This window comes from Novosphingobium sp. 1529 (genome assembly GCF_040544855.1).
GTDB lineage: Bacteria > Pseudomonadota > Alphaproteobacteria > Sphingomonadales > Sphingomonadaceae > Novosphingobium > Novosphingobium capsulatum.
The window spans coordinates 616,629-635,502 of the sequence record NZ_JBEPKW010000001.1; the positions used below are offsets into that span (position 1 = coordinate 616,629).

Genomic DNA, 18,874 nt, shown 5'->3' on the forward strand with positions numbered 1-18,874 from the left:
GCGCTTCCTCCCTCGTCTGTTCTTCGACAAAGGAGGAAGCGCAGCGGCCCGGCCCGCACAAGTTACGCGACGGTTGGCGCAGCGCCCCGCAACGGCTGCGCGCAACGGTTACCCAAGGTGCCGTTACACGGGGTCGAAAGCCGACCCTATTGCGCGGCAGCGGTGGTGACCTCGGCGTCATATTCGGCGATGGCTTCGCGCGCGATACGGGTGGCATCGATGCCAGCGGGCACGCCGCAATAGACAGCCACCTGGAGCAGGGCCTCGCGAATCTCCTCGCGCGTCAGGCCGTTGCGCAGTGCCGCCTTGACGTGGAGCCGCAGCTCGTGCGGGCGATTGAGTGCGCTGATCATGCCGAGGTTGAGCAGGCTGCGCTCGCGGCGGGTAAGCCCTGGGCGCGACCAGGTCTCCCCCCAGCACCAGCGCGTCGACAATGCCTGCATCGGGCGCGAGAAATCGTCCGCATCGGCCATAGCCTGCTCGACATAGGCCGCACCGAGCACTTCCTTGCGCAGCGCCAGACCGCGCACGAAGGCCGGATCGTCGGTGCCGTCGGCCAGAGGGTCCGGGGAGTCCTTCCCCATATTACAAACCACCGACGAGGCAGTACTTGATGGACATGTAATCAGCGAGGCCGTGGCTCGATCCTTCGCGGCCGAAGCCTGATTCCTTCACCCCGCCGAACGGTGCCACCTCGCTCGAGATCAATCCGTCGTTCACCCCGACCATGCCGTATTCGAGGCCCTCCATCATGCGCCACTGGCGTGCAACATCGGCGGTATAGACATAGGCGGCAAGGCCGAACGGCGTATCGTTGGCGATGCGCAGCGCGTCAGCCTCGTCGGTAAAGCGGATGACCGGCGCTACCGGGCCGAATATTTCCTCGTGCGCGATGGCCATGGCCGGGGTCACCCCCGCCAGCACCACCGGACGATGAAAGGCACCGCGCGCGGGGCCATCGTGCCCGTGGCTGACCTCGCGCGCGCCCTCGCCCACTGCGGCCTCGACCAACCCGGCTACGCGGGTGACCGCCTTGCCATCGATCAGGGAACCCATCGCACCCGGCACAGCCTGCCCATCGGCCACGCGCAAGGCATCGACCCGCGCGGTGAGCGCAGCGACAAAGGCATCGTGCACGCCATCCTGCACCAGGAAGCGGTTGGCACAGACGCAGGTCTGCCCGGCGTTGCGGAAGCGCGAGGCCATGGCACCGTCAACCGCGCGCCCAATGTCGGCATCGTCGAACACCACGAAGGGCGCATTGCCGCCCAACTCAAGGCTGAGCCGCTTCACCTGGGCAGCAGCCTTGGCCATGATGACCTTGCCCACCTCGGTCGAGCCGGTGAAGCTGATCTTGCGCACCAGCGGATGGCTGCAGAACAGGTCCCCCGCCTCTGACGAACGCACGGCCGGGGCCACGCGAAACAGGTCGCGCGGCACCCCGGCGCGGTGGGCCAGCGCCTCCAGCGCGAGCGCGGACAGCGGTGTAGCCTCAGCCGGCTTGACCACGATCGAGCAGCCTGCTGCCAGTGCCGGCGCGACCTTGCGGGTGATCATCGCCAGCGGGAAGTTCCACGGGGTGATCGCCGCGCACGTCCCCACCGGCTGGCGCAGCGTCAGCACGCGTTTGCCCGGCGCAAAACTGGGGATCACCTCGCCATAGGCGCGACGCGCCTCTTCGGAGAACCATTCGATGTAACCCGCACCATAGCGCACCTCGCCACGCGACTCCTCGAGCGGCTTGCCGCTTTCAAGCGTCATCAACAGCGCCAGCGCCTCGGCGTTTTCCACCATCGCGTTGAACCAGGCGCGCAGCACGTCGCTGCGTTCCTTGGCGGTGCGCGCCGCCCAGGCATGGCGCGCGGCGTCAGCGGCCTCGACGATCGCGGTGAGTGCAGCCACGTCATAGCGGCGCACCGTGGCGACGATGCTGCCATCGGCCGGATTGGTCACGGCCAGGCCCGCCGCATCGAAGGCGTCGGGATGCAGCAGGTGGTGGACAGGGTTGGTCATGGCAGGATCTTTCGTTGAAGGGGCGATCACACCATCCGTGCGAGCACGTCGGTATCGCCGCCGCGATCGTGCAGCCGGTGCTTGAGCGCGCCAGCCACGTGAAGCACCACGAGCACGGCGAGCGTATAGGCACTCCACCCGTGCAGCGTGTCGAACAGCGCGAAGGCCTTGTCGTTCTTGGGCAACAGTTCAGGTACCTGACCCAGCCCGAAGAAGGGCACGCCATCACTCTGGGTAAAGCTGGCCGACATCGCATAGCCCAGCAGCGGGGTCAGCAACGTCAGCACCATGATCGCACGGTGGACCAGATGCGAAAGCACCCGCTCCCAGGGCCTGAGCCCCACCGGCGGGTGCGGCAGGTGGCGGCGGTGCTGGTAGCGCAGGCCCAGGTGGACCAGCGCGAGCAGCCAGACCAGGACGCCGAACTGCTTGTGATTGGGATAGAACACCGCGAACTTGGCCGTCGCCTCGTCAGGCAGGCCGGTCATGAACCAGCCCGACCAGATCATGCCGATGATCAATATGGCGCGCAGCCAGTGCAGCAGGCGCATCGACAGCGGATAGCGGGTACGCGCCCCGCCGGTTTCATCGCGCATCGCCCTCTCCTTGCCCGCACGCGCGCTCACAGGAAGATACCGCGCGAATAGCCGCCATCGATGGTCAGCGACTGGCCGGTAATGGTCGGCCGCGCGGCAACCGCCAGCATCGCCACCAGCGCGCCGACATCATCGGGCGTCAGGATCGTGCGCGTGGGTATCTCGGCAACGAAGCGCGCCTCGATCGCGGCGGGCGTGGTGTTTTCGGTGTGGGCCATTTCGGCAAACAGCTCGGCCAGGTGCGGCGTGCGGACAATGCCGGGGTGCACCGCATTGACGGTGATACCACCCGGGCCAAGCTCGTCGGACAAGACCTTGGTCAGGTGCGAGACCGCCGCGTTGCGCAGGCCGCTCAAGGTGTCGCTCGACCGGCCGGTCAGCCCGCCGATATTGACGATATGGCCCCGCCCCTGCCGCTTCATGGCTGGCACGACCGCCTGAGCATAGCGGAGATAGCCGCCCACCTTGACGTCAAGATCGGCAATCAGTGCGGCCACATCGACGGTCTCGATCGCCCCACCGATCGGGGTGGAACTGGCGGCGGCATTGACCAGCACATCGATCCGACCATGCCGCGCAAGGACGGCGGCGACGAGGCCTTCGATGGAGGCTGGATCGCGCGCGTCCGACGCAAGTGCGAGGCAATCGCCACCGATCGCATCGGCCGCAGCCGCAAGCCGCCCCGCATCGCGCGCCGTAATGACCACGGCAAACCCGGCGCCCTGCAGGCCGCGCACGATCCCCGGTGCCATTCCGCCACTGCCGCCGGTGACAATCGCCACGGGCGGCCCGGAACCCACTGCCGCAGCGCTCATGGCAACTCAGCCTGGATCAGCATCGGCCCGTCGAGCGCGAGCCCCTGCGCCAGTGCCTCGGCCAGTTCGCCGCAGGTCGTGACGCGCACCGCCTCCACGCCATAGCCACGCGCCAGCGAAACCCAATCCACCTTTGGCTTGTCCAGCAGCGTCAGCGCCTCGATCATGGCATCGCCCAGCGGCGCGTTGGCGCGCACCAGTTCGGTCTGGAGAATGGCGTAGCGGTGATTGGCCGCGAGGATCACCGTCACCGGCAGCTTCTCGCGCGCCATCGTCCACAGGGCCTGGAGCGTATATTGTGCGCTACCGTCCGACTGGAGCGAAACCACGCGCGCTTCTGGCGCAGCGAGCGCCGCCCCCACTGCACAGGGCATCCCCTGGCCGATCGCGCCGCCCGTGTTGGTCATCACACGATGCCGGCGCGCGCGATGCGCGTTGCGCAGCCAGGGCCCACCCAAGGTCGAGCCCTCGAGCGAGATGATCGCATGTTCGGGCAGTTGCACCAGCAGTTCCTCGACCACGCCCGCCGGCGTCAGCGCAGCAGTGGGGTCATTGGCACTGGCAGTGGCCGGCGTGAACGGCTGGGCGCCAGCCGGACCCGTTACGCCCAGCGCCGCACCCAGGCGCACCAGCGCGTCGATCGCATCGTGCTCCGGCCCGGCCAGGCGCACCAGACTGGCCTCTGCAACCAGCTGGCTGGGCCAGCCTTCATAGCCGAAATAGCTGATCGGCATGCGCGCGCCGGCCAGCACGACGCGGGCCGTGCCCATTTGCGCGATCACGTCGTCGGGGAAATAGGCCTGCCGCTCGACCGCAGGCAGATCACCGCCCAGGGTCACGATGCCCGGATAGGGTTCCATCAGCAGGCGGCCGCCAAGCCGCGCGGCGAGTACGGCACCTGCGCGCACGCCCGCCTCGGTCAGGGCATTGCCGCCCAGCAGCACGATGGCGCCCTGATCGCTTTCCAGTGCGGCAGCGGCGGCGGCAACCGCCGCGTCATCTACCCGCGTGCCCTGCCATGGGGCAACCGTGGCGCTGCCGGGCAGCGCATCCTGGTGTTCCTCGCGCGCATCGATCACGTCGGTCGGCACGATCAGCGTCGCCGCACCGCCCTCGGCCACCCGCGTCGCGGCAAAGGCAGTGGCGACATCGTGCGCGATGGCACCAGGCTCGGCCATGCGGATCACCTGGCGCGAGACTGGCGATGCCAGCGATGTGATGTCCGAGGTCAGCGGCGCGTCATAAGGCAGGTGCCAGGTGGCATGATCACCGATGATGTTGACGATGCGCGAACCGGCACGCCGGGCGTTGTGCAGGTTGGCGATGCCGTTGGCAAATCCGGGGCCAAGATGCAGCAGCGTCAGCGGCACCTGGCCCGATACGCGCGCATAGCCGTCTGCCGCGCCGGTGCACACGCCCTCGAACAGGCTGAGTACCGGGCGGATGCCACCATGGCGGGCCAGCGCGGTGACCATGGTCATCTCGGTGGTGCCGGGATTGGCAAAGCAGATACGCGCACCGCCAGCGTGGAGCGCGTCGAACAGCGTATCTGCCCCCGTGCGGATCACCGCATCGTCGGATAGTGCAGGTGCGGCAGGCATGTCATTGGCCATCATCGTGGTCCTCGTGCGCGCGCACCGTAACGCCGGCGAGGAAACCCTCGACCAGGCGACGGAACGCCTCGGGGGCATCGTCGTGGACATAGTGCGAGGCACCGTCCACGCTGGCATGGGCCAGATGCGAGTTTTGCGCTTCGAGCCGGCGCACCGCCTCAAGGCTGCAAAAGTCTGAACGTCCGCCGCGGATCACCAGCGTGGGCACGCGGATCGCGGCGATCACCGGCCAAAGGTCGATCACGCGGGCGGGATCGGGCGCGATGCGCGTGGCGGCGATGCCTTCGGCATCATAACGCCAGCGCACCCCGCCTGCCGGGTCGGCAGTCATGCTTTCCCACAACCGTTCCTCGATCGCCGCCTCGCCCACGTTGGGCCGCAACCGGCGCCAATAGGCGCGCGCCTCGGCCCAGTCGGCAAAGCGCACAGGCAGTGCCTTCATTTCCGCGACGATGCGCTCGAACCCGGCACCACCGACAGACGAGCCGGCGGTAATGTCTTCGACCACCAGCGCGTGAAGGCGTGCCGGGTGCCGCGCGGCATAGGCATAGGCGGTGGTGCCGCCCATCGAATGCCCGACCAGCACGAAACGATCGAGACCGGCTTCGGCCACGACCGCCTCGAGATCGGCGAGGTAGGCATCGGTGTAATAGTTGCGGCCCTCGTCCCAGTCGCTTTCACCACGCCCGCGCGCGTCGAAAGCGATCAGGCGATAGCGGTCAGCCAGCGCCGCGGCGAGCGGGCGCCAGGTCCCCGAATAGCCGCGCAGACCGTGTAGCAGCACGATCGCGGGGGCCTGGGCATCGCCCCATTCGCGCACGCACAGCGACACGCCACCGCGCGCGACGCGCCGGATGCGCTCGCCAGGCAGCAGCGCCACCGGCGCGGGCGGCGCATCGTCCAGGATGAGATCCGCCGTCATGGTCAGGTCAGCCCGTTGCCTTCGGCGTCTTCGGCACGCAGCCCGCCGAGCCGCGCGTTGAGGCGGCCGCGCGTGGCGAAGACCCAGCACACGATCACTTCGTCACGGTTGGGCGCATCGTCGAACGAGACGCTCATCGTGTCGTAGTGCGAACGCACATAGAGCGCGTCCTTGTGGCCGAACGGTACGTCAAGAATGGTTCCGGGCACCCCACGCTTGCCGGTAGAGGGCACCCACGAGGCCCCTCCGCCCAGCGCATCGCGGATCGGGTTCGCCGCCGGATTGGTGAGCAGCGCGTTGCCGTGCTCGTATTCGCCATCGATACCCACGAGGATCGCCTTGCCATAGCTTTCGATCGGCGCCCCGCCCGTCAGCGCATTGATACGCCGCCCGAATTCCACGCCGAGCACCGGGGAAGCCTCGATCCACGCCGAGAGATCCTCGACATAGTTGCCGGCATAGGGGTTCTTGATGCACGCACCGATCATGTACTTGATCAGCGGCGCGCCGTCGGCGGCGGCACCAGTCTCACCTGCAAGGATTTCCTCGACCTGGGTGAACCACTTGCGAATGTGGAAGGCGCCAAAGTTGGCGGCGTATCTGGTCATGACAACTCCCCTGGATTTTTGTGTCTGCGGGCATCGCCCGGTTCAGGTCTCGGCCGCTGCGGTCACAGTGTGATCGGGTTCGCCTGGCCTTCGTTACGGTTGAGCTCGGCCTGCGACGCGCCGCCCTCGAGCGGGACGTTCTGGCAAAACACCTCGAGCATGTGGCCATCGGGATCATAGAAATAGATGCCCACCGAAACGCCATGATCGAGGATTTCGGCAATCTCGACGCCGCGCTCGCGGAAGAAGGCGTAGTTGGCGCGCAGGTCTTCCATGTTGCACCCGGCCATGGCCAGGCCGATGTGCTCGAACTCGCGGCCCTTGGCCTCCTTGCCGATGGCGGTATCGGCCGCCGCCGGGAAAAGCGCGATGTCGTGATCGCTCAGGCCAAAGCTGAGGAACACCCCACCCTTGTACGGCCCATCGCCGGCGCGCGCCGTGATCTTCATGTTGAGGATCTCGGCATACCAGCGGGCAGAGGCCTCGGGATCCTTTACGAACAAAACGATATGCGCGATCCGCGCGACGTTAATGCGTGACATGCGGCAACCCCAGGTCGGAGGGAACGGACGGCAGCCAGGCGAGGCCGGTAATCTCGTTGAACTCGCGCCATTCCTTGGCCCAGGTGCGGCCGCCGTCAACGCTGCGGTAGAGATAGCCGAACTTGCTCGCGGCGAGTTGGAAATCGGGATCGCTGGGATGCGAGCCAAACGCCCACATGCACGAGTTCGACGGATGATCGAGCGCGGCCCTGGTCCAGGTTTCGCCGGCATCGTCAGACAGCAGGATCGCCGCCGTCGTGCCTGGGGTGCCATCGCCGATTCCCACGGCCAGTTGGCGGTTGCTGCCTGGACGGCGCAACAGCACACGCGAATAGCGCAGGCCCCAGGTCTCCTTGGCCGGCTGACGCGTCCAGGTCTGGCCACCGTCGGTCGAGCGGTAGAGGGCGATAACCGTCAGCGCGAGGTGGACGGTGCTTCCGTCGTCCTGCGGCAGGATCATGATGTCGTGCAGGTCGGAGTTGCCACCGAATTCGGACCACGTGCTATCGATGCGCGTCCAGCTGTCGCCGCCGTCGCGACTGCGATAGAGGCCACCTTCCTCGATACCCGCCCAGACGTCGTCGGCATCGCGCGGATCGACCGCCAGCGCCAGCATGCGTGGGCGGTTAACCCCGGCGCAGAACTCGGGCATTTCCAGGCTGGTGCGCTCCCAGGTCTGCCCGCCATCGCGCGAACGGAAGAAGATCGCCAGCGACGGAGCGCCAGTGCCGGCATACATCACCAGTGGATTGCTCTCGCTGACCACCAGCTTCCACACGGCAAGACCGTTCAGCGCGCAGTCGATGCGGCTCCAGTGCACGCCGCAGTCGGCGCTGTAGAACAGCCCCTTTTCCGCTCCGGCAAAGATACCGTCGGAATTGCGCGGGTCGACCAAGAGGCAGCGTACGCGATCGTCGTATTCCAGATCCTGGCCAATGTTGATGCGATACCACGACTTGCCGTTGTCGTGGCTGCGCATGACGGCCTGGCCGTCGGTGCTCACGATGAGAGTCTTGCCCATGGTCGGTTCCCTGATTGAAGACGTGAAATTGACGCAGCGCGCGGGTGGAGCTGAACCTCTGCTCAGCTGAGGTTGACCCACACGCTCTTGGTCTCGCTGTAGAGCTCCATGGCCTGGCGCCCGTGCTCGCGGCCCCAGCCCGACTGCTTGAAGCCGCCGAACGGGGTGGCGTTATCGACCATGTTGAAGCAGTTGACCCAGACAGTGCCGGCCTTGACGGCCGCGGCAAGGCGGTGGCCCTGGCGGATGTCGTTGGTCCAGATGCCCGCCGAAAGGCCGAAGTCGGAATCGTTGGCCTGTGCCACCAAGTCGTCGGCATCGCTCCATGACAGCGCGCTCAGCACCGGGCCGAAGATTTCCTCGCGCACCACGCGCATGTCGCGCCCGGCGCCGCGCAGGATTGTCGGTTCAAAGAAGAAGCCCTCGCCATGGGCGGCAGGCCGGCCACCGCCGATCATCACCTCGGCGCCCTCTGCCTGGCCGATCTCGACATAGGAAGCCACGCGGTCCCACTGCTCCTGCGAGACCAGCGGCCCGAAGTTCACGCCCGCATCAAGGCCGTTGCCGATCGTCAGTTTGGCGGCCTCGGCGGCGACGCGATCGAGCAGTTCGTCGTGGATCGCGGCGTGGGCATAGAGGCGCGAGCCGGCAGTACAGGTCTGGCCCTGGTTGAAGAAGATGCCCGCCGCGATTGAGGCTGCGGCGGCGCCAAGATCGGCATCGGGCAACACGATCTGCGGCGACTTGCCGCCCAGTTCAAGGCTGACCTTCTTGAGGTTGCCGGTTGCGCCGCGCACGATCGCCTTGCCCACCTCAGTCGATCCGGTGAAGGCCACCTTGTCCACGCCGGGATGCGCGACCAGCGCCGCACCGGCTTCGCCAAAGCCGGTGATGACGTTGAACACGCCCGCCGGAATGCCCGCTTCGAGCGCCAGCTCGGCCAGGCGCAACGCGGTCAGTGGCGTCTGCTCGGCGGGCTTGAGGATGACGGTGCAGCCCGCCGCAAGCGCGGGCGCCACCTTCCATGCCGCCATCGACATCGGATAGTTCCACGGCACGATCAGACCGCACACGCCGACCGGCTCGCGCGCGGTGTAATTGAGGATGCGCGCCCCGCTGCGCGGCGAAACCGGCAGCGTCTCTCCGCCGAACTTGGTGGTCCAACCCGCAAAATAGCGGAACGTCTTGATCGAACCCTCGATCTCGACCCAGCGCGTCAGCGAGGCGGGCTTGCCGTTGTCGATGCATTCCAGCACCGCCAGTTCGTCGGCCTCGCGCTCGATCAGGTCGGCCAGGCGATAGAGCAACTGCCCGCGATCGTAGGCGCTCATCCCCGCCCACGCAGGATTGACCAGCGCGCGGCGCGCAGCCGCGACAGCGACATCGACGTCGGCCGCCCCGCCCTCGGCAACCTGGCAGATCGCCCGGCCCGTCGCCGGATTCTCGGTGGCAAAGGTCTTGCCGGAAAGCGCAGGCACTGCGCGCCCATCGATGATGAGGCCGCGCGGAGCGGGCGCGAGGGCGGCGGCCAGGCGGTCTGCCGTCTGGCGTGCGGTCTCGGCGATGGGGGCGGTGGGCTGGCTGGACATGATACTCCCCTCGGTCTCGCCTCTCGCGGCGATAGTGTGATGCAGCAGACCCGCAGCGGCGTGGTGACCAACCAGGCGAATCCGGCTTGGACGTGAGCTAACCCAACTTCATTGCGTAAACAATACTAGATTTTCAAAGTTTGTTGTTGCATATGCGCGACAATGAAGCGGCGGCGGCAAAACGAGTCCGACCGCCCCGGGAGAACTCCATGCCGATAGGCGACCTTTCGCTGGCGCAGGCCCTGCTTGCCGCGCGCCGCTCCACCAGCCCTGCCGCAGTGCCTGCCGATGACGTGCCGGTGGCCCAGGCCTATGCCGCGCAGCGCGCCGTCCATGTGGCGCTGACGCTGCCGGTGATGGTGTGGAAGCTGGGGCTGACCAGCGAGGGTGCCCGCATGGCCCATGGCGCACACGAACCAGCAGTGGGCCGGCTGCGCGCCAGCGACATCTTCTGCAACCACGGCACCATCGATTTTTGCGGCGACGAGATGTTCGCCGAGGCCGAGCTGGTATTCGAACTGGGCGAGGATTTGCCACCGCGCGCAAAGGCCTACACGCGCGCCGAGGTTGCCGCCGCGCTCAAGGGCGTGTGGGCCGGCATCGAGATCGTGCGCACCCGCTTCGAACACAGTGACCTGCCGCTCGGCCTGCTGATCGCAGACAACGTCATGGGCTATGGCCTGGTACTGGGCGACCGTCTCGCGACGGGCTGGGAAGCGCGCTTTGCCGCCATGCCGGTTACGCTCACGATCGACGCGGATGCACCGGTGGCGGGATCGACCGATCGCGTCATGGGCGATCCGCTCGATGCGCTGGTTTGGCTCGCCAACTGGCTCTGTGCCCATGGCGAGGGCGGGCTGCGCGCCGAGCAACTCGTGGCGGCCGGTAGCTGTACCGGGGTTACGGAAATCCATCGCGGCGACACGATCGTCGCCGCATTCGACCAAGCCGGGATCGCCAGGGTGGTCTTGTCCGCCTGATCCCATCATCATGCATTTCACGAGGAGATCGAACATGAACCTGGAACTGGGCCTTGCGGGCAAGGTCGCCGTCATCACCGGGGGCGGCGTGGGTATCGGCAAGGAAACCGCGCGTAAGCTGGCGCTGGCCGGCGCCAAAGTGGTGATCGCGGCGCGTACTGCCACCAAGCTCGAAGCGGCCGCAGCCGAACTGCGCGAATCGACCGGCGGCGAGATCATTGCCGTGCCCACCGACACAACCTCGTGGGAGTCGGTCCAGGCACTCGTCGCGGCCGCCGTGGCGCGCTTTGGCGGTGTGCATATCCTCGTCAACTGCGCCGCAGCACCAGGCGGCTTGGTGCGCAACGCGATCGAGCTGGCCGACGAGGACGCGCTGATGCTTGATCTCAACACCAAGCTGTTCGGCTATTTCCGGGCGGCAAAAGCCTGCGTGCCACATATGCGCAAGGCCGGGTGGGGCCGCATCGTCAACGTCGGCGGTCTGACGGCGCGCTGCACCGAGGCGCTGTCGGGCATGCGCAACACGGCGCTGGTCCACTTCACCAAGACGCTCTCTGACGAGGTGGGACGCGACGGCATCACCGTCAACATCATCCATCCGGGCGTTACCCGCACCGAACATATCGAGGAATGGTTTGCCGAGATGGCGGCCGAGGAAGGCACCACGTTCGAGGCCATCGTCGAGCGCGAGGCCGCCGGCCCCGCTGCGTTAAAGCGTATGCTCGAAGTAGCCGAAGTGGCCGACCCGATCGTGTTCCTGTGCTCGCAATTGGGCAGCGGCATCACCGGCGAATCGATCGCGGTGGACGGCGGCCTATCGCGCGCGGTGTTCCTCTGATGCAGCAGCGATAAGGATGCGGGGTGCGGCCTGTCGCCGCACCCCCACCCAGCTTCACTCGATTACGCCGCCGAAATAAAGCCGCGCGGCCGAGCCGCCGATTGCCCAGCAGGCCTATGGCTCATCAAGCAGGGCGCCGCCGCCGCTCAGCGCGAATGGTCAGCACGGTAACGGCAATGCTCGCCGCCAGAATCGCGCTGTTGGCATAGATCATCGGTGCGAACGAGCCGCTGGCCAGCGTGGCGGCGGCCGCTGCAGGGCCAAGGCCAGTGCCGAATGTCTGGATAGAGCCCATTGCGCATACCACCCGCCCGCGCAGGCACGCCTCGGCACAGATGCCCGACAGCAATGGCTGCGCAAAGTTCCAGCAGAACTGCAACAGTACGACTGCCACCACGAAGCCGGTCGCCTCGACCCGCCCGTCAAACATCAGGAAGCTGATGACACCCGCCGCGCCACTCAGCAGCAACGGCCACACCCGGCCCCACCGGCGCGGCAGCATGCCGGCAAGTGCAGCGCCGGCGACGCCCGCCATCGTGCCGATCGAAAGACCAGTGGCGATCACTCCAGGCGCAATGGCGTGGGCCATGCCGATCCGCTCGGAATAGCTCCACATCGCCCCCAGCGCGAAGAAGAACAGAAAGACCCCAAGCAGGGCCCCGCTCGCCAGCCGCATGTCGAGCCGGCCGGCCACGGCAAAGATGTCGGTTTCGTCGATGCTGCCTTCGGGGAACCAGCGTACGCCCAACGCCACTGGCACCACGACCAGCGCATTGGCGAGGAACAACGTCGCGGGTGAGACCGCCGCCTGCAGGGCGGGCAGGCTGTAGAGCAGCGCCGAGCTACACAGCGCGCCAACCACGAGATAGATCGAGAATGCGCGGTCCGGGTTGGCGGCGCGGCCAAGCGCGGCAAAGGCAAAGCCCACCGCAATCCCCTCGCCCGCTCCCGCCACCACACGCGCTGCGGCCATCCCGGCAAAACCCGTGGCCAGCGCGGTCAGGATATTGCCGGCGATCACCAGCGCCAGGCCGATGCTCACGGCAAGACGCCAGGGCACCCGCGCCAAAAGGAACGTACTGAGGCCGATGGTCACGCCCATCGCGTTGATGTCGAACGCAGCGAGATAGCCGAGCTGGTCGTTGTCGAACCCGGTCTTTTGCGCGATTACCGCCAGAAAGCCGGGCGTCACGAAAATCACGAAGGCGCCGATCAGCCCGACCAGCACCGCGCTGATCTGCCCCGCCGGGGTCAACCGGCGCGTGCCGCGTTCGGCCTGCGCCATGCCCTCGATTGCGGTGTTGAATTCCATCTGCCCCTCCCTGGACGACGTGGAACCGCGCCGCGAGCGGCAATGCATCAAACCATGCACCACCGCCCGCGCCGGGTTGGTCTTTGGGTTCAGCCGGGCAACACGTCCTCCACCGCAGCACCGAAGCGATCGACGATAGCATCGGCATCGGCGCGGGTGATCACCAATGGCGGGGCAAAGACCAGGGTATCACCCAGCGCGCGGGTGATCAGCCCGCGATTGGCTGCAGCCTTGAGCACCTGGCGACCGGTGCGGTTGGCCATGGGCAGCGCTTCCTTGGTGCCGCGATCGTGCACCAGTTCGATTCCCAGCATCAGTCCCTTGCCGCGAATATCGCCAACATGGGCGTGCTGACCAAGCCGGTCGCGCAACGCCTGGAGCATGTAGGGCCCAACGTCGGCGACGTTGTCCACCACCTTGAGCTCATCGATCAGCTTGAGCGCGGCGAGCGCGGCGGCCGCGCCGACCGGGTGCGCCGAATAGGTATAGCCGTGGCCGAAAAGCCCGGCCTTGCCTGCCTCGCTCTCGATCACGTCCCAGACCTTTGGCGAGATGTAGCAGACCGACATCGGAAAGTAGCCCGAGGTCACACCCTTGGCCGAGGTGATGAGGTCGGGCTCGTAGCCATAGGTCTGGCTGCCCCAGTAGGTGCCGAGACGACCAAAGCCAGATACCACTTCGTCGGCGACGAGCAGGATGTCGTGCTTCTTGAGGATAGGGCAGATCGCCTCGAAATAGCCTTCGGGCGGCGGAATCAACCCACCAGCGCCCATCACTGCCTCGGCAAAGAACGCGGCAATGGTGTCGGCGCCTTCACGCTCGATCAGATCCTCGAGTTCCTGGGCAAGCTGCTGCGAGAACGCGCGCTCGGTCATGCCCTCGGGCGCCTTGCGATAGTAGTAGGGCGCGCTGACGTGCAGGATCGGGCCCTTGGGCAGGTCAAACAGCGTGTGCATGCCCGGCAGCCCGGTGAGACTTGCCGTGGCCACACCGGAACCGTGGTAGGCGTTCCAGCGCGCGATGATCTTCTTCTTCTCGGGCTTGCCGCGCAGGTTGTTGTAATACCACACGAGCTTGAGCTGGGTTTCGTTGGCATCGCTGCCCGAGGCACCGAAGAACACCCGCGACATCGGCACCGGCGCGCGTTGCAGCAGGGCCTCGGCGCATTCGGCGACGACGTCGCTGCTCATGCCGTTGAACGTGTGGAAGAATGACAGGCGCTCGCTCTGCCGGGCGATCGCCTCGGTGATTTCGCGGCGCCCATAGCCCAGGTTGACGCACCACAGGCCGGCCATCCCGTCGATGTATTCGCGTCCATCAACGTCACGCACGTGGATGCCGGAACCACTTTCCATGACCGTGGGCCCTTCGGCCATAAGATCGGTGATCGCGGTGAACGGGTGGAATTGGCTGCGCTGGTCGCGCAGGGCCGCTTGGGAAAGCTGGCTGACCATCGAATTTCTCCCTTGTCTGCGTCTTGCGCGGTCCGCGCCGCGAATCAAGCGCCCATGTGGCGTAGCACGTCCTCGCCGAAAGGCTTCATAAACGCAACAGTAATACTGAATTTGAGATATCTTTTTCGTTTAAACAACAATTGCACGCAGCAGGTGCAGACAGGCCGCGCCGGGATCGCTATGGTGGGCCAACGTGCCCGTGACGGTGACGGGATACATTGACCCGGGCACGCGTGTGGCAGAGGGAGCAGGCATGGACGACAGACCCGATCTTGGAAACGTGATGGCGATGATGTCGTTCGCTGCGGTGGTCAGCACGGGGGGCTTTTCCAGCGCTGCCACGATGCTGGGGTATTCCAAGGCCGCAGTCAGCCGCCAGATTGCCAAGCTTGAGCAGAGCATCGGCGTGCGCCTGCTCGACCGCACCACACGCTCGGTGACACTGACACCGGCGGGACGCGAGATGTATGCGCGCTGCGCCCGCATCGTCGAGGAAGTCAACGAAGCCAACCAGGTGATGACCGGGATGCTCTCCAAGCCGCGTGGCGAGCTCAAGGTCAACGCACCGGTGGTATCCTCGCTGTTCGATCTCACCACGATCCTGCCGCGCTTCCTCCAGACCTATCCTGACGTGCGGCTGTTCGTGAACCTGTCGGACAGCAAGGTGGACCTGCTCAAGGGCCGCTTCGACGTGGTGTTCTGGATGGGTGACACCTTTGATTCCAGCCTGGAATCGGTGCAGTTGCGCAGCTATCCCATGGCACTCGTCGCCGCGCGCTCGTACCTCGACCGCGCCGGGCGCCCCTCGGCCGCCAACGACCTCAAGGTGCACACCTGCATCGTCGAAACGCATATCTCCAAGGTTGGCGAGTGGCGCCTGTCGGAAGACACCACCGTTGCCGTCAACCGCGGACCGCTCACCAGCAACTCGGTACGAATGGCACGCGAGGCCACGCTCGAGGGCCTGGGCATCAGCTACCTGCCGCGCTTCCTCGTCGAGGACGACATCGCCGCCCGCCGCCTCGAGGTCTTGCTGCCCGACCTCGTGAACGAGCGGATTCCACTGCATGTGGTATTCCCACGCGGCAACTACGCGTTGTCCAAGGTGCGCGCTTTCGTCGATTTCGTGCGCGCAGAGATGGCCGATCAGGAAGAGGGCGCCGCCGCGCCGATGTTGGGGCTGGCGACTGCGATCTGATCACCGCGCCGATCGGCGGCCGCGAGGAAGACACCACCCTATCGCAGGCCGAGCGACACCTGACAAAGCGGCCTGATCTGGCGTATCTGCGTTTCCGCCAGCGCATGGAGTTCAGTGCGGCAACAGCTCCTCGCTCCGCCAGGGCATTGAGCGATCATCGTTTCGCAATTGCGTCGAGGGAGCCATTTGGTGAAGGCCGTGACCTGCCCCGCCAAAAGTCCCTCGTGCGCAAGGCAAAGTGCGACGCCACGGAGGTTTCCGATGTCCGTCGGTTAGGCAATTGCAGGACGAGAACGGAAAGCTGAACTGGCCTCTGGCTGATACCACGTTACACAACGCGGTCCTGGATGACCTGCTGAGAAAAGGCTGACGACACTAGGCCAGCACTTTCGAGCGAATTGTCCCGTCGCGTTCGGCTTCCTGCAAGCGCGCTATCGGGGACGGCTATGGAAAGCGAGGACCGCGCTTGAATCGTATCAAGCAAAATCAGGGAACGCTGGCGGAGCGGCGAGCGGACGCCCCTGCGCATCGAGCTTGCGCGGAAACCGCGCGAGATCGGCCCTGACCCAGACCGGCGTATAACCCGGCCCGCCGTTCTTGAACGCGCCGAACCACAGCAGCACCAGGCGCACGCGGTGCTGGCGCGCCTGGGCCAGCAGCGTATCGACAAAGGCGAAATCGAACTGCCCCTCGCGCGGCTCGGCCCGGGCTCAGGCCACCGGCATTTCCAGGGTGTTGGCGCCCAATTGCTCCACCGTCTGCCACACTTGCGGCAAGACGCTGGCATGGTTGGAGGAATTGTTGGCCTGCGCCCCCAGCACAAGGAACGGCGCGCCGTCGACGAACAGCGCCGGGCGGCCATGCGGCGCCGCGATCCGTGGCAAGGCGGGCGCTTGCCGGCCGGGCGGCTGGGCCCTGATCGTCTGGGCACTGGCCGCTGTGGTGAGCAGCAGCGCCAAGGCGCTAAGGCAAGTGCGGGCGCGCATCGCCTCAGGCCAGTGCCAGGCCGAATTCGGCGGCGATGGCGGCGCTGTGCTCGCCCACGCGCGGGGCACCGCGCGCCGAAGCCGGCCTTTGCCCATCGATTCGCATCGGGCTGGCGGTGGTGAGAATGCTGCGGCCCCGGCCGCCGATCGATTGCAGCATGTCGAGCGCGCGGAAGCTTTCGGCCTCCAACAATTGCTCCCAATCGAGCACGGCCGCGGTCCAGATGCCGGCCGGCTCCAGCACGGCCAGCCATTCCTGCGTGGTGCGCGTGGCCAGGCGCTGCGCGATGCGGTCAAGCAGCGCGTCGCGCCCGTCAAAGCCGTTACCGCTCTCGCTCAGGCCCGGCAGATCAAGCAATTCGCCGATCCGGGCGAGCGGCGTCATCGCCAGGGCAAGATGCCCATCTGCTGTGCGATAGACGCCATAGGGCGCAGCAAGATAGGCATTGGCGCCATGGGCGGCGGCGCGCGTCGGGGGGCGGCGGCCATCGTTGAGATAAGTGGTCAGCAGCTCGAACTGGAAATCGACCAGCACTTCGAGCAGGCTGGTTTCCACCCGCCCCCCCAGCCCGGTGCGCGCGCGGCGGACCAGCAAGGCCAGGATGCCCTTGGCCAGAACATGGCCGGCCAGCATGTCTGCCACCGAAAGCCCGATCGGCATCGGCCCATGGTCGGCACTGCCGGTCAGCCACATCACGCCCGAGCGCGCCTGGGCGAGCAGATCCTGGCCCGGCAGCTTGGCCCAGGGGCCGGCACTGCCAAAGCCCGAGACGCTGGCATAGACCAGGCCGGGATTGATCGCCTTGACGTCTTCATAGCCCAGCCCCAGCCGCTCGATCACGCCGGGGCGGAAGTTCTGGATGATCACGTCGGCCCGCGCGACCAGGCGGCGCAGTTCCGCAAGCTGGCCCGCGTCCTTGAGATCGACCGCCAGGCTTTCCTTGTTGCGGTTGATCGCGTGGAACAGCGTGGAATCGCCGGCGATGTCGGTATCGCTCAGATAAAGATCGCGGCAAAGGTCACCGCTCTGCGGCCGCTCGATCTTGATCACGCGCGCACCCAGATCGGCCAGTTGCAGCGCGGCCGAAGGGCCGGCGAGGAACTGGGCCATGTCGAGCACCAGCAGATCGGACAGGGGGCCGGGACTGGCCGCAGACGACGCTGTGTCCGTTGCCGAATCCGTGCGGATAAGCCGCTGTTCCAATCCCGTCCTCCACATCACTCATTGTTTACAGGCTAACATACATTCTCTATATAAACAATCAATGCAAATTCCACGCGCCTCTTCCGCTATCACCCCGGCCAGCCCGGCGCGCGCCCGTGCTGGCGGGCAAAGCGGCAGGCGATGATGGCACTTCGCGCCGCCATGGGTTACGCAAGCCGCCCGATCGCCAGACCAGCCGCGGAAGGACAGAACATGGATGCGCGCCCCGAATCAGCCACCCAGGCAGACAGCCCTGCGCCGGACATGCCGGACCTGGGCGACGGCCCGCTCGACGGGCGGTCAGAGGGCATGCTGGCGGACAGCATCCTGTCGAGCGACGAGCGCCGCCGGAAGTATGCCGTGCCGGCGCTGGAAAAGGGCCTCGATATCGTCGAGTACCTGGCCGACCAGGCCGTGCCGATGACGCAATCGCAACTGGCGCGCGCGCTCAACCGCCAGCCGGGCGAACTGTTCCGCATGCTCGCCTGCCTGGAAGGGCGCGGCTATGTGCGGCGCGACCCGACCAACGGCGGCTATGCGCTGACGCTCAAGCTGTTCCAGCTCGCGCGCATTCACTCGCCCTATGAAACGCTGATCGCGGCGGCGCGCCCGCTGATGCGCGCGCTGTCCGACGACGTGCGCGAAAGCTGCCACCTGACCGTGTTGCAAGGCAACCAGGTGCTCGTGCTCACCCAGGAAGAGAGCCCCAACCCGTTCCGCCTGTCGGTGGAAGTCGGCTCCACCCATTCGCCGCTGCGCACCAATTCGGGGCGCCTGCTGCTCGCCGGCCTGGCGCCCGCCGCGTTTGATGCCTGGCTGGGGCATTCGCGCGAATGGCAGGCGATGGCGCCGGCCGCACGGCAGGATCTGCTCGCCCGCATCGACGACGTGCGCGCGCGCGGCCATGCCCGCTCGCTGGGCGAGCGCTTCCTGGGCGGGGCGGATATCGGCGTGCTGGTGGGCACGCCGGGCGCGCCGCTCAACGCCGCGCTGACCATCGCCACGCTGATTGACGCCAATGGCGACGCGCGGCTCGATCCGCTGCTCGAACCGCTGCAACGCACGGCCGCCGCCATCAGCCAGGCCGCCGGCCTGGGGCTGGACAGTGGGCCGCTGGGTAGCGCGGTGGACACCCCTGCCCCGGCCAAGCCGGCAAGAACCCGCAAGACCACAAAATAGGAGA

At 66.7% G+C, this 18,874-nt stretch carries 19 protein-coding genes; 4 read left to right on the plus strand and 15 right to left on the minus strand.

Features of this window, described 5'->3' with window-relative positions; all coding sequences use genetic code 11:
• Nucleotides 1–146 precede the first annotated feature (146 nt).
• From ABIC78_RS02755 to ABIC78_RS02800, 10 genes are all read right to left on the minus strand, one after another.
• A complete protein-coding gene (locus ABIC78_RS02755) occupies nucleotides 147–584 on the minus strand; it encodes a carboxymuconolactone decarboxylase family protein (protein WP_168351782.1) in 438 nt (145 codons plus the stop codon).
• A gap of 1 nt (nucleotide 585) precedes the next feature.
• Entirely contained in the window at nucleotides 586–2,013 is a 1,428-nt protein-coding gene (locus ABIC78_RS02760; protein ID WP_054130424.1) for an NAD-dependent succinate-semialdehyde dehydrogenase, read from the minus strand.
• Between the two features lie 26 nt (nucleotides 2,014–2,039).
• Nucleotides 2,040–2,609, minus strand: coding sequence for a cytochrome b (locus ABIC78_RS02765; RefSeq protein ID WP_054130425.1), 570 nt, complete (start codon nucleotides 2,607–2,609; stop codon nucleotides 2,040–2,042).
• A 26-nt stretch (nucleotides 2,610–2,635) separates the two neighbouring features.
• A complete protein-coding gene (locus ABIC78_RS02770; RefSeq protein ID WP_022678531.1) occupies nucleotides 2,636–3,424 on the minus strand; it encodes an SDR family NAD(P)-dependent oxidoreductase in 789 nt (262 codons plus the stop codon).
• Nucleotides 3,421–5,025 (minus strand): acetolactate synthase large subunit, encoded by a 1,605-nt coding sequence (locus ABIC78_RS02775; protein WP_354487701.1) that lies wholly within the window; start codon nucleotides 5,023–5,025, stop codon nucleotides 3,421–3,423. The genes ABIC78_RS02770 and ABIC78_RS02775 overlap by 4 nt, the downstream gene beginning before the upstream one ends.
• Before the next feature lies 1 nt (nucleotide 5,026).
• Nucleotides 5,027–5,959, minus strand: a complete 933-nt coding sequence (locus ABIC78_RS02780; protein WP_054130428.1) for an alpha/beta fold hydrolase — start codon at nucleotides 5,957–5,959, stop codon at nucleotides 5,027–5,029.
• A 2-nt stretch (nucleotides 5,960–5,961) separates the two neighbouring features.
• Entirely contained in the window at nucleotides 5,962–6,567 is a 606-nt protein-coding gene (locus ABIC78_RS02785) for an amino acid synthesis family protein (protein ID WP_022678528.1), read from the minus strand.
• 62 nt (nucleotides 6,568–6,629) lie between these two features.
• Nucleotides 6,630–7,109 carry a VOC family protein gene (locus ABIC78_RS02790; protein WP_354487704.1) on the minus strand — a complete coding sequence of 160 codons (480 nt, stop codon included), beginning with the start codon at nucleotides 7,107–7,109 and terminating at the stop codon, nucleotides 6,630–6,632.
• The gene (locus tag ABIC78_RS02795) at nucleotides 7,096–8,130 is read right to left on the minus strand and encodes a WD40/YVTN/BNR-like repeat-containing protein (RefSeq protein WP_171794636.1); all 1,035 of its coding nucleotides are present in this window, start codon (nucleotides 8,128–8,130) and stop codon (nucleotides 7,096–7,098) included. The genes ABIC78_RS02790 and ABIC78_RS02795 overlap by 14 nt, the downstream gene beginning before the upstream one ends.
• Nucleotides 8,131–8,192: 62 nt before the next feature.
• On the minus strand, nucleotides 8,193–9,719 hold the full coding sequence (locus ABIC78_RS02800; protein ID WP_354487706.1) for an aldehyde dehydrogenase family protein: 1,527 nt from the start codon (nucleotides 9,717–9,719) through the stop codon (nucleotides 8,193–8,195).
• A 209-nt stretch (nucleotides 9,720–9,928) separates the two neighbouring features.
• On the opposite strand from ABIC78_RS02800, the gene ABIC78_RS02805 reads away from it, so the two are divergent.
• On the plus strand, nucleotides 9,929–10,699 hold the full coding sequence (locus ABIC78_RS02805; RefSeq protein WP_022678524.1) for a 2-keto-4-pentenoate hydratase: 771 nt from the start codon (nucleotides 9,929–9,931) through the stop codon (nucleotides 10,697–10,699).
• 34 nt (nucleotides 10,700–10,733) lie between these two features.
• On the plus strand, nucleotides 10,734–11,537 hold the full coding sequence (locus tag ABIC78_RS02810) for an SDR family NAD(P)-dependent oxidoreductase (protein WP_168351776.1): 804 nt from the start codon (nucleotides 10,734–10,736) through the stop codon (nucleotides 11,535–11,537).
• A 124-nt stretch (nucleotides 11,538–11,661) separates the two neighbouring features.
• On the opposite strand, the gene ABIC78_RS02815 is transcribed toward ABIC78_RS02810, so the two are convergent.
• Together ABIC78_RS02815 and ABIC78_RS02820 are read right to left on the minus strand one after the other, a co-directional pair.
• Nucleotides 11,662–12,849, minus strand: coding sequence for an MFS transporter (locus ABIC78_RS02815; RefSeq protein ID WP_354487709.1), 1,188 nt, complete (start codon nucleotides 12,847–12,849; stop codon nucleotides 11,662–11,664).
• A gap of 89 nt (nucleotides 12,850–12,938) precedes the next feature.
• Nucleotides 12,939–14,303, minus strand: coding sequence for an aminotransferase (locus ABIC78_RS02820; protein WP_022678521.1), 1,365 nt, complete (start codon nucleotides 14,301–14,303; stop codon nucleotides 12,939–12,941).
• Between the two features lie 253 nt (nucleotides 14,304–14,556).
• Between ABIC78_RS02820 and ABIC78_RS02825 the strand changes: the two genes are divergently transcribed.
• Nucleotides 14,557–15,501 (plus strand): LysR family transcriptional regulator, encoded by a 945-nt coding sequence (locus ABIC78_RS02825; RefSeq protein WP_231627483.1) that lies wholly within the window; start codon nucleotides 14,557–14,559, stop codon nucleotides 15,499–15,501.
• A 476-nt stretch (nucleotides 15,502–15,977) separates the two neighbouring features.
• On the opposite strand, the gene ABIC78_RS02830 is transcribed toward ABIC78_RS02825, so the two are convergent.
• From ABIC78_RS02830 to ABIC78_RS02840, 3 genes are all read right to left on the minus strand, one after another.
• Complete coding sequence (locus ABIC78_RS02830) at nucleotides 15,978–16,133, minus strand: hypothetical protein (RefSeq protein ID WP_156306329.1); 156 nt, start codon at nucleotides 16,131–16,133, stop codon at nucleotides 15,978–15,980.
• Nucleotides 16,134–16,211: 78 nt separating this feature from the next.
• Nucleotides 16,212–16,487 (minus strand): hypothetical protein, encoded by a 276-nt coding sequence (locus ABIC78_RS02835; RefSeq protein WP_022678519.1) that lies wholly within the window; start codon nucleotides 16,485–16,487, stop codon nucleotides 16,212–16,214.
• 4 nt (nucleotides 16,488–16,491) lie between these two features.
• Nucleotides 16,492–17,691, minus strand: a complete 1,200-nt coding sequence (locus tag ABIC78_RS02840) for a CaiB/BaiF CoA transferase family protein (RefSeq protein ID WP_253941606.1) — start codon at nucleotides 17,689–17,691, stop codon at nucleotides 16,492–16,494.
• A 213-nt stretch (nucleotides 17,692–17,904) separates the two neighbouring features.
• Here ABIC78_RS02840 and ABIC78_RS02845 point away from each other — a divergent pair, with 213 nt between their 5' ends.
• Nucleotides 17,905–18,870, plus strand: a complete 966-nt coding sequence (locus ABIC78_RS02845) for an IclR family transcriptional regulator (RefSeq protein ID WP_054130434.1) — start codon at nucleotides 17,905–17,907, stop codon at nucleotides 18,868–18,870.
• Nucleotides 18,871–18,874 lie beyond the last annotated feature (4 nt).

Coding starts and splice junctions, on each gene's coding strand:
- ABIC78_RS02775 (WP_354487701.1), bottom strand. CDS start 5,025: ATGCCTGCCGCACCTGCACTATCCGACGATGCGGTGATCCGCACGGGG.
- ABIC78_RS02845 (WP_054130434.1), top strand. CDS start 17,905: ATGGATGCGCGCCCCGAATCAGCCACCCAGGCAGACAGCCCTGCGCCG.
- ABIC78_RS02825 (WP_231627483.1), top strand. CDS start 14,557: ATGGACGACAGACCCGATCTTGGAAACGTGATGGCGATGATGTCGTTC.
- ABIC78_RS02755 (WP_168351782.1), bottom strand. CDS start 584: ATGGGGAAGGACTCCCCGGACCCTCTGGCCGACGGCACCGACGATCCG.
- ABIC78_RS02780 (WP_054130428.1), bottom strand. CDS start 5,959: ATGACGGCGGATCTCATCCTGGACGATGCGCCGCCCGCGCCGGTGGCG.
- ABIC78_RS02785 (WP_022678528.1), bottom strand. CDS start 6,567: ATGACCAGATACGCCGCCAACTTTGGCGCCTTCCACATTCGCAAGTGG.
- ABIC78_RS02810 (WP_168351776.1), top strand. CDS start 10,734: ATGAACCTGGAACTGGGCCTTGCGGGCAAGGTCGCCGTCATCACCGGG.
- ABIC78_RS02765 (WP_054130425.1), bottom strand. CDS start 2,609: ATGCGCGATGAAACCGGCGGGGCGCGTACCCGCTATCCGCTGTCGATG.
- ABIC78_RS02800 (WP_354487706.1), bottom strand. CDS start 9,719: ATGTCCAGCCAGCCCACCGCCCCCATCGCCGAGACCGCACGCCAGACG.
- ABIC78_RS02760 (WP_054130424.1), bottom strand. CDS start 2,013: ATGACCAACCCTGTCCACCACCTGCTGCATCCCGACGCCTTCGATGCG.
- ABIC78_RS02805 (WP_022678524.1), top strand. CDS start 9,929: ATGCCGATAGGCGACCTTTCGCTGGCGCAGGCCCTGCTTGCCGCGCGC.
- ABIC78_RS02815 (WP_354487709.1), bottom strand. CDS start 12,849: ATGGAATTCAACACCGCAATCGAGGGCATGGCGCAGGCCGAACGCGGC.
- ABIC78_RS02770 (WP_022678531.1), bottom strand. CDS start 3,424: ATGAGCGCTGCGGCAGTGGGTTCCGGGCCGCCCGTGGCGATTGTCACC.
- ABIC78_RS02790 (WP_354487704.1), bottom strand. CDS start 7,109: ATGTCACGCATTAACGTCGCGCGGATCGCGCATATCGTTTTGTTCGTA.
- ABIC78_RS02835 (WP_022678519.1), bottom strand. CDS start 16,487: ATGCGCGCCCGCACTTGCCTTAGCGCCTTGGCGCTGCTGCTCACCACA.
- ABIC78_RS02820 (WP_022678521.1), bottom strand. CDS start 14,303: ATGGTCAGCCAGCTTTCCCAAGCGGCCCTGCGCGACCAGCGCAGCCAA.
- ABIC78_RS02795 (WP_171794636.1), bottom strand. CDS start 8,130: ATGGGCAAGACTCTCATCGTGAGCACCGACGGCCAGGCCGTCATGCGC.